This window comes from Streptomyces sp. NPDC037421 (assembly GCF_055602105.1).
Genome location: NZ_JBVJWV010000055.1, coordinates 20,758 through 30,672, shown reverse-complemented (window position 1 = coordinate 30,672; position 9,915 = coordinate 20,758). Strand labels below are relative to the sequence as shown.

General features: G+C 77.9%; 5 protein-coding genes. 2 read left to right on the top strand and 3 right to left on the bottom strand.

The window, feature by feature from the left end:
- Positions 1 to 272: 272 nt before the first annotated feature.
- Complete coding sequence (locus tag ACZ7IF_RS37645; protein ID WP_470981338.1) at positions 273 to 3,884, top strand: serine protease; 3,612 nt, start codon at positions 273 to 275, stop codon at positions 3,882 to 3,884.
- A 120-nt stretch (positions 3,885 to 4,004) separates the two neighbouring features.
- Positions 4,005 to 4,964, top strand: coding sequence for a bifunctional riboflavin kinase/FAD synthetase (locus ACZ7IF_RS37640; RefSeq protein WP_401246264.1), 960 nt, complete (start codon positions 4,005 to 4,007; stop codon positions 4,962 to 4,964).
- 67 nt (positions 4,965 to 5,031) lie between these two features.
- Here ACZ7IF_RS37640 and ACZ7IF_RS37635 read toward each other — a convergent pair whose 3' ends face one another.
- The 3 genes from ACZ7IF_RS37635 to eccE all read right to left on the bottom strand — a co-directional run bounded on the left by ACZ7IF_RS37635 (position 5,032) and on the right by eccE (position 9,702).
- Positions 5,032 to 7,647 (bottom strand): SCO5717 family growth-regulating ATPase, encoded by a 2,616-nt coding sequence (locus ACZ7IF_RS37635; RefSeq protein WP_470981336.1) that lies wholly within the window; start codon positions 7,645 to 7,647, stop codon positions 5,032 to 5,034.
- 172 nt (positions 7,648 to 7,819) lie between these two features.
- On the bottom strand, positions 7,820 to 8,536 hold the full coding sequence (locus ACZ7IF_RS37630) for a hypothetical protein (RefSeq protein ID WP_470981334.1): 717 nt from the start codon (positions 8,534 to 8,536) through the stop codon (positions 7,820 to 7,822).
- Entirely contained in the window at positions 8,533 to 9,702 is a 1,170-nt protein-coding gene (eccE, locus tag ACZ7IF_RS37625; protein WP_470981333.1) for a type VII secretion protein EccE, read from the bottom strand. The genes ACZ7IF_RS37630 and eccE overlap by 4 nt, the downstream gene beginning before the upstream one ends.
- Positions 9,703 to 9,915 lie beyond the last annotated feature (213 nt).

Genomic DNA, 9,915 nt, shown 5'->3' with positions numbered 1-9,915 from the left:
CCCCCCCCCCCCCCCCCCCCCCCCCCCCCCCCCCCCCCCCCCCCCCCCCCCCCCCCCCCCCCCCCCCCCCCCCCCCCCCCCCCCCCCCCCCCCCCGACCCCCCTCGGGTAGGTCTCTATCCACCCGGAGCACCGTATTCACCCTTCCGAGCAGGCGCTCGGAGTGAATGCGGGGAGCGTAAGGGGGCGCTTTCGGCACGCGTGCTTTTCGCGCTGATCTTCACTTGCCTACCGTCGTGAACACGGGTCCCGCGGCGGGGGAGTGGTGCGGCGATGACGGACGAGGTCACAGACGGTACGAGGGGCGCAGGCCGCGGCGCCTTCGCCGGTGCCGCGGGGCTGGTGACGATCCGGGACCGGGACGGACTCCCGCGCGGGAGCGGCTTCGTCGCCGACGACCGCGGCACGGTGATCACCAGCCACGAGGCCGTCGAAGGCCTGGCGGGGGTGGTCCTGCACGCACCCGGCGCCGACGGGCGCGGCCGGCCGGCCGCTGCCGATGACGTGACCGCCCTCCCGGAGCTCGGGCTGGCCCTCGTACGCAGCGACGGACTGGGCGTGCGGCCGCTGCCCGTGGCGATGTGCGAGGTGATCCCTCCGGGGACGTACGTACGCCTGCCCGCGCGGGGCTGGCGCCAGGCGCGGGTCCTCGGGGCGGGTGCGGAGGTCACCCACACCGCGGCCGGCCGCCTCCACGTACTCCCCGCCGCCGTCGAGCTGGCCATCGGGACGGCCGGCCGGGACGCCCTGCGGCTGGGCGGCGAGGTCTGCGGGGGGCCGGTCCTGGACGCGGAGACCGGAGCGGTGCTCGCGGTACTCGGCACCGCTCTCGAAGCGGAGCACCGCTCCGGGAGCTTCGCCGTACCCCTGCGCGCGGCCGCCGCGGCCGCACCGGGAGGCCCGCTCGCGGAGCTGCTGGAGCGCAACTCCGCCACCGTGCCGGGTTACGGGGCCGACCTCAACCTGGCCGGCGCCCTGGAGCTGACCGCCACCACCCTCGGCTCGGCCTTCCCCCCGTCCACCACCGCCGAACCCGCCCCGGACCCCGTGCCGCGTCCCCGGATCACCGCCGGGCTGGCCGCCTTCACCGCCGGGACGGACCCCGTGCTCGGCCTGGTCGGTGCCCCCGGCACCGGCCGCACCACCGCCCTCGCCGCCCTGGCCGCCGACCGGGCCCGCGGGCCCCGCCCCGCGCCGACGCTCTGGCTGCGCGGAGCCGACCTGCGCGGCGGCGACGCCTCGCTGGCCGACGCCGTGACCCGGGCGCTGACGGCGGCGGGCCGCATCCTCACCGCGGGCTCCGCCCCGCCCGCCGCCGCTGCCCCGGCACCCGCCCCGCCGAGCCCCGCCGGTTCCGGCGGGGCGGGGGAAGCCCCGGCGGGGGCAGGCGCCTCCCCGGGGGCGGCCCCGGCCGGGGCCGCCGCGTCCGGGCTCCGCGCCCCGGGATCCGCCCCGGCCGGCTCCGCGGAGCCCGGGATCCCCGGCGGGTTCGGTCCGGCGGGGGCGGAGTCCGCCGGGGAGGGGATCGCCGAGCGCGTGGCGCGGCTCGCGGGCGCCGCCGGGCGGGCGCTGCTGGTGGTGCTGGACGCACCCGAGGAGATGCCGCCCCGGCTCGCGCACCGCCTGGAGCCCTGGACCACGGCCACCGCCGGCTGGCTGTGCCGTACCGGGGCCCGGCTGGTGGTCGCGGCCCGGCCCGAGTACTGGGAGCGGGCCGGGGACCTCTACCCGCCGGAGCTGCTGCACACCCCGGCCCGCGCCGCCCGGCGGCTGCCGCCCGCGCTGCCCGTCGGGGACCTCACCCCGCAGGAGGCGCACGAGGCCCGGGCCCGTCTGGGGATCCCGGACGACGCGGTGCGCGAGGCCGACGCCCGGCACCCGCTGACCCTGCGCCTGCTCGCCGGGATCCGCGCCGCCGAGGTCACCGCGGGCCGTCCGGGCCGTGACGAGGTCTTCGCGGCGCACCTGGACCTCATGGCCCTGCGCGTCGCCGTCCGGATCGCGGCGACGGCCGGTGCGGGGGCCGGGGTACACGGCCCCGGGGTGCGGCGGCTGGCGGCCCGGGTGGCCGGGCGGGTGCACGAGGCCGCCCGGCGGTGCCTCGGCCCCGGGCAGGGCCAGCTGGACCGGGCCGCCTTCGAGGAGCTGTTCCCCTGGCGCACCGGCTGGGCCTCCGCCGTCCTCACCGAGGGCCTCCTCGTCCCCGCCGGCCCCGGCTACCGCTTCGCCCACGAGGAGCTCTCCGACTGGCTCCAGGCCGGCCACCTCGACGTCCCGGGCGCCCTGGACGGCCTCGTGCACCACGGCCCCGCCGACGCCGGCCCGCCCGTACCCCGGCACCGCATCGGGCCCGTACTGGAAGCCCTCCGCAGGCTCCCGCCCGCCGAGGCGCGCGGCCGGCTCGACGCCCTGGTGGCCGCCCTGAACGCCTTCGCCGAGCAGGCGGGGCACGACCCCGGGCCCGTCCACCCCGACCGGGTCTGGTGGGCCTCCCGGCTCCTGCGCGCCACCCTGCTCGGCGCCGCCGACGCCACCCCGTACCTGCCCGTCCTGCACGCCCTCGCCGAGCACGTGGCGCGGTCCGGCACCGGCGAGTTCGGCGGCTGGTTCTGGAACCGGCTCCGGCTGCCCGAGTGCGACCGGCTCGACCTGCTGCGCCGGCTGCTGCCCTGCGACCACCACTACCTGGAGGCCGCCGGCCGCCGCCTGGCCCGTGCCCCGCGGCTCGTCCTGCCCCTGGTCTGCGCCTGGTTCACCGACGAGCGCCGGCTGCGCGGCCGCCCCGGAGCCACCGTCGCCACCGCGGCGCAGGCCCTGCTGCACACGCACCGCCGCCTCGCCGTGGACGACCTCACCGAAGTCCTGGTCGGCGCCGCGCACCCGCGCGCCGACGAACTCCTCGCCGTCCTCGCGGAGGACGAGCCGTCCGCCCTGTGCCGGGCCGTCGACCGCTGGGCGCACGACGCGCGGCCCGAACGCCGCGTGGCCGCCGCCGCGTACGGCCTCGCCACCGCCCCGCACGTCCGCACCCCCGCCGACCGCGAGCTGCTGCGCCACGCCGCCCAGGAGCTCCTGGACCGCCCCGGCGACACCGGCCTGCACGGCCCCGCCCTCGGCATGCTGCTCCGCGACCCGCAGGTGCGGGCCCGCTACCTGCCCGACGCCCTGGACTGCTTCCGCGACCCCGCGGGCGGCTCCCGGCCGCCGGCCTCCGCGCTGGTCGCGGCGCTGCCGGTACTGCCCGACCCGGACGCGGTGTTCGCCGCGCTGCGGGCCCGGGCCGACGGGGAGGTGATCCGTGCCCTGGCCGCGCTCACCACCCCAGGCCTGGCCCGCCGCGCGGGCGACCTCGTACGCGACCACCTCGCCCGCCGCCCCGAGGACGCCCCGCACGCCGCCGCCTTCGTGGACCGGCGCCTCGACCAGGGCCCGGCGGCCGGGCCCGTACTGCGCCCGCTGGTCCTGGCCCTGCTCCGGAGCGCCCCGCCGCCGGTCCGGGCCGCGGTGGCCGGCGTACTGGCCGCGCCCGGGGCGGAGTCCTCGTACCCGCTGAGGGCCGAGCTGGCCGACGTACTGCTGCGCGAGGAGACGGACGCGGCGGTGCTCGGCGCCTTCCTGGCGGGGCTCGCCGCCGGCAGCTGCCGGCGCCCGGAGGTCCGTACCCGAGAGCTGCTGCGGCGCACCGGGCGGCAGCTGCTGCGGGCGCCGGGCGGGCCGGCGGTCTTCGAGCACCGCACGGTGGAGCTGGCCCGGGCCGATCCGGTGTTCGGGGCGCTGGTGTCCCGCTGGCTCACGGAGGCCGCGACGGAGGCGGCGGCACTGCTCGGGCCGGGCGCCCGGCGTACCGTGGAGACTCTTCGTAGGGCCGCGCCGGACATTACGTGAGGCGGGGAACGATTCCAGCCAGAGCCGATGCGGGGCCCCGGCCGACGGCATGGCAGTCTTAGACCTGCAATCGGCAATTCAGTACAGGGACTACACGGGTTCGGGCGAGGAGCGGTCACAGTGCAGCGCTGGCGTGGCTTGGAGGACATCCCCCAGGACTGGGGACGCAGCGTCGTCACCATCGGCTCCTACGACGGTGTGCACCGGGGACATCAGCTGATCATCGGACGGGCCGTGGCGAAGGCCCGCGAGCTGGGCGTCCCGGCGGTCGTCGTCACCTTCAGCCCGCACCCGAGCGAGGTCGTGCGCCCGGGCAGCCACCCGCCGATCCTGGCCCCGTACGACCGCCGTGCCGAGCTGATGGCCGGTCTCGGCGTCGACGCGCTGCTGATCCTGCCGTTCACGGCGGAGTTCTCGCAGCTGTCCCCGGCCGACTTCATCGTGAAGGTGCTGGTCGACAAGCTGCACGCGCGCGCCGTCATCGAGGGCCCGAACTTCCGTTTCGGCCACCGGGCCGCCGGGAACGTCGACTTCCTGCGCGAGCTGGGCTCCACCTACGACTACGAGGTCGACGTCGTGGACCTGGTCGAGCGCGGCGAGGCGGGCGGCGGCGTACCGTTCTCCTCCACCCTGGCGCGCAGGCTGGTCGCCGAAGGGGACATGGACGGGGCCGCCGAGATCCTGGGCCGCCCGCACCGGGTCGAGGGCATCGTGGTGCGCGGTGCGCAGCGGGGGCGCGAGCTCGGCTACCCGACGGCCAACGTCGAGACGCAGCCGCACACCGCGATCCCGGCGGACGGGGTGTACGCGGGCTGGCTGACGGCCGACGGCGAGCGGATGCCGGCGGCGATCTCGGTGGGTACGAACGTGCAGTTCGACGCCACCGAGCGGACCGTGGAGGCGTACGCGATCGACCGCGTCGGGCTGGACCTGTACGGCAAGCAGGTGTGCGTCGACTTCCTCGCGTACGTGCGGGGGATGGCGAAGTTCGAGTCGCTCGACGGGCTGCTGGAGGCCATCGCGGACGACGTGAAGCGGGCGCGGGTCCTGACCGACGCCTTCGACGCCGCGCGGCGCTGACCCACGCCGAAGGGCCCGTACCGTCCCGGGGACGGTACGGGCCCTTCGCGTTCTCCGGGCCGGCCGGTCAGCCCAGGCGCGGGTCGCGCGGCGGGGCCTGGTACGGGCCCGGCTGCTGCGGCGGCTGGGGGGCGGCCGGGGGCTGCTGCCAGGGCTGTCCGGGCTGCGGGTAGGGCTGTTGCCCGTACGGCGACGGCCCCTGCGGGGGCTGGCCCTGCGGCTGCTGGTACGGGCCCGGCTGAGGCTGCGGCTGTGCCTGCGGCTGTGCCTGCGGCGGCTGGTGGCCCTGGGGTGCGCCCCAGTGGGCCTGCGCGGCCTGCTGCTGGGCGCGGGTGAAGTCCTCGGCGACCAGGGCGGACAGGTTGAAGTACGCCTCCCGGGTCTTGGGCCGCATCAGGTCGAGGTCGACCTCGGCGCCGGCCGCGAGGTGCTCGTCGAACGGCACGACGACGACCCCGCGGCAGCGGGTCTCGAAGTGCTGCACGATGTCCTCGACCTTGATCATCTTGGCGGTCTCGCGGACCCCGGAGATGACGGTGATCGAGCGCGAGACGAGATCGGCGTACCCGTGGGCGGAGAGCCAGTCGAGCGTGGTGCTCGCGCTGCTCGCGCCGTCCACGGACGGGGTGGAGATGATGATCAGCTGATCGGCCAGGTCCAGGACGCCGCGCATGGCGGAGTAGAGCAGCCCGGTGCCGGAGTCGGTCAGGATGATCGGGTACTGGCGGCCGAGCGTCTCTATGACGCGGCGGTAGTCCTCGTCGTTGAAGGTCGTCGAGACCGCCGGGTCCACGTCGTTGGCGATGATCTCCAGGCCGGAGGGGGCCTGCGAGGTGAACCGACGGATGTCCATGTACGAGTGCAGGTACGGGATCGCCTGGACCAGGTCGCGGATCGTCGCGCCGGTCTCGCGGCGGACGCGGCGGCCGAGGGTGCCGGCGTCCGGGTTCGCGTCGATGGCCAGGATCTTGTCCTGGCGCTCGGTGGCGAGGGTGGCGCCGAGGGCGGTGGTCGTCGTGGTCTTGCCGACACCGCCCTTGAGGCTGATGACGGCGATGCGGTAGCAGGACATCACCGGGGTGCGGATGAGCTCCAGCTTGCGCTGGCGGTCCGCTTCGGCGGCCTTGCCGCCGAAGCGGAAGCCGGAGCGGGTGGGCTTGGGCTTCTGCTTGGCGCGGATCAGGCGGTCGGAGGACAGCTCCACGGCGGCGGTGTAGCCGAGCGGAGCGCCGGGGCCCTGGCCGGGGTTGGGCTGCTGCCAGTGCGCCTGCGGCGGCTGGGGGGCCGGGTACCCCTGCGGTGCCGGCTGCGCCTGCTGCGGTGCCTGCTGCGGCGGGACGGGCGGGAACCCGTACCCCTGCGGGGGCTGCGGTGCGGGAGCCTGCGGCTGCGACTCGGGGGTGACGGGCGGGAACCCGTACCCCTGGGCCGACGGCTGCGCTTCCGGGGCGCCGGGCGGGAAGCCGTGGCCCTGCGGTGCCGGTGCCGGTGCGGGCGCCTGGGCTTCCGGGCCGGCGGGCGGGAACCCGTAGCCCTGGGGTGCGCCCGTGGAGGCGAACGCGGGCGGCAGCGGCGGCAGTTCGGAGCCGGATCCCCCGAACGGAGTATCCGCGGGCCCGGCGACCGGAGTTCCCCCGGCCGGGGTGGGCGTCCGCCCGGGTGCGGGGGCAGCCTCCCCGGCGGCCGCCGCGAACTCCGGCGGCACGGCGTCGGCGAAGGCGGCCGGCACGGTGATGGGCGCCACGGTGGGCACCGCGAACGGCGCCGCGGGCTCCGCCTGCGCCGACGCGGCGGCGAACCCCGCCGGGGTGCCCCCGGGCAGCGCCGGCAACGGCTGCGCCGCACCCGCGTCCTGCTGTGCGGGGGACGCGACCGCGTCGGCCCCCTGGCCCGGTACGTCACCCCCCGCCGCGGAGCCGCCGGGCCCGGCCGGCGCCTCGCCCCGCGCGGGCAGGCCGTTCCGCGGGCCGGGGAACGCCGCCCCCTGGCCCGGGGCCTCGGCCCCCGGTGCGGGGATCGCGGGCGCGGCCGGGGCTTGGCCCTGGGCCCGGTAAGCGGCGTGGCCGTTCGGCGCTTCGGCGGCCGGTGCGGGGAACCCGGGCGCGGCCGGGGCTTCGCCCTGGGCCGGGAAGCCGGTCCCGTGGCCCGGGGTCTCGCCCGCCTGTGCGGGGAACGCCGGTGCGGCGGGGGTTGCGGCCTGGGCCAGGGCGCCCGGCGCCTCGGCCCCGGGGAACCCGGGCGTGGCCGGGGCTTCGCCCTGCGGGCCGGAGAACGCGGGCCCCTGGCCCGGGACCTCGGTGCCCTGGGCCGGGAACGCGGGCGGCCCGCCCGGGGTTCCGGCCGGAGCCGGAGCCGGAGCCGGAGCCGGAGCCGGAGAAGGGGGCGGGACCGGCGCGGCCAGCGCACCGGCATCGGCGTCGGACGGGCGCGGCGATCCCGGCGCGATCCGCATCGTCGGCGGCGAGACCACGTCCGCCGGGCGGTGGGGTTCGAAGCCGCTGCCCTCCGGCAGCCCGGGCAGCCCGGGCACCGGCGCGGCCTGTGCGGGCGCGCCCTGCGTGTACCAGGCCGGCGGGGTGTAGTCGATGGTGAACTCGCCCGTCACCTCGGGCTCCGCGTCGGACTGATCGTCCGTCGGGACGTCCCACGTCCCGCCGCGCCTCTCGTTCCGATCGCCGCTCACTGGTCCTCCTGGTCTGTCGAACACCGGTCGGCGCCCACCTCGACGCCGCGCCCGCGCTCAGCCTAATCGCGCCCCGCGCCCGAAAGCCCCCGAGGTCGCGCCCCCGCACTCCTGCCTACAGGCCGCTCCGGCCCTGAGCAAGCGTCATCCCGCACGTCCCGCGAACGGCCCGTCAGTCGATGCGCCGCGCCGCTCCCAGCAGCCCGGTCTCCGCTTCCGTGCCCTGCGTCATCACGAACTTCCGGTCCCGCGGCGTGCACCACAGCGTCACCCCGTCCCCGAGGGTCGGCAGCGCCTCGACCGCCGCCCCCGGCAGCCGCATCAGAGCGCCCACCTGCTCCGCCTCGTCCGGGGACACCCGCTGCACCCCGACCAGCGCCGAGTTCCGCACCAGCCGGGGCGCGGCCGGGCTCAGGTACGGCAGCAGGGTCAGCACCGACTGCCACGGCCCCGCCGCCACCCGCCCGCGCGGCGGCCGCATCCCGCAGTCCCGGACCACCAGCACCGGGCTGCCCGCCGAGGCGCCCTGCGGCGGGACCCGGCCCACGTCGTGCAGGGTCACGCACTGCTGCCCGCCCCCGGCCGCCTGCGCCAGCCCGGACCACACGGGCGCGCGCCCGGTCTCCACCGCGACCCGGGCCCCGGTCGCGGCCGTGCGCAGGGCCAGAACCTGGGCCGTCCACAGGCCGCCGATCAGCGTGACCTCGTACGGCGTGGGCCGGTTCACGCCGAGCACCGCCGACCGCCCCTCGGCGTCCACGCCGATGACGACCCCGTCGTCCCCGACGGGCAGGGCCAGCGCGTCCAGGTCCGCCGCGGGGAGCACGTGCCGCTCCCGGCGCGGTCCGATCAGCCCGAAACCGCCCCGGACCCGAGCCGGACCCCTCATCGCGCCCCTCCCAGCGGCAGCGAGGCCAGCAGCCCCGGCACCTGTTCCCGGTCGAGCCGTACCAGCCCGGCCCGCACGCCCCGCGCCGTCCGCTCCAGCTCCCGCCGGGCGGCGACCAGTTCCTCGTCACTGCGCCCGGTGACCCGTACGTACCCGGTCAGGGTCACGCCCTGCCGCTCCGCCGGGGCCATCGTCAGGCTGAAGCTGGTCGCCAGCGCCGGCAGCGACGTGAGCAGCGCCACGAACTGCGGCAGCCCGGCCCCCGACCCGCCCAGCTCGGGCCAGCGGCCTATCCAGTAGGTGGTGTGGCGCCGGTCGTCGCAGCGCCAGGTCCGGGCGGTCTCCTCCGTGCGCCGGCCGGTGCTCGCCGAGCGGCCCGCCTGGGTGATCGCCATCGGGTTCGCGCACGAGGAGGTCGCCAGCGCGCCCGTCAGCTCCTGCTCGGTGAGCACGGTGGCCCGGAACCCGGCCCCGGCCAGCCGGCCGGCCAGCTGGTCGGCCGCCCGCACCACACAGCGCTGCGCCCCCGCGAGGCCGCCGCCGCGCGCGGCGACCGCCTCCGGGCACAGCTCCGGGTCGAGCTTGAGCGCGATCCACGTCAGCCGCACCGCCGGGGTGCCCGTACGGGCTTGCAGGGGCGCGTAGTTGAGCGCGGCCATCGACCGGGCCGGCAGGTGCGGGGCCGGGGCGGGCTGGGTGTGCTGCACCAGCTGCGCCGACTCCAGCCGGATGCCGTCCACTTCGAGGACGTCCCGGATCAGGGACAGCGGCAGCGGCCGCTCCGCGCGGTCGGGCCGAAGCGCGGTGGCGTCCGTGTCCACCTGGACCACGGCCGTCAGGAACGTCCCGTCGCCGACCAGCCCGACGGGCCGCCGGTCGCGGTCGCCGAAGGCCGTGGTCCGCAGCGCCGGATCGGCCTCGACCAGCGGTGCGAGCCCCGGTTCGGTGCCCGCCGGCACGGTGGAGGCGGCGGCCCTGCGCCGCCTGGCGCGCAGGGCGAGCGCACCGCCGATCCACTCGGGCAGGGAGCGCTGGTGGCGGCGGACGAGGGCGAGCAGGGACAGCACCACCGCCAGGACGCCCGCGGGCACCAGCAGCAGCGGTTCCACCACCCACGCCACGAGCAGCGCGGCGGCCGCGAGCTGGAGGAGTACGAGCTGTTGCAATCGGAACGGACCGAAGCGGCCCGGGCCCGACCTCGGATGCGGTGTGATCCCGCCGCGTGCGGGTGCGGTCGCGGCCGCATGCGGCGCCGTCGTGCTGGCCCTCACTCGCGCACCTCCCCAACTCGCGGGCGGAGCGGGGGAGTCCCGGCGCCACGCGACAGCGGCCGCCCGGCACCGGAATCTCCCCATCCACCCCAACAGCCCTGAATACCC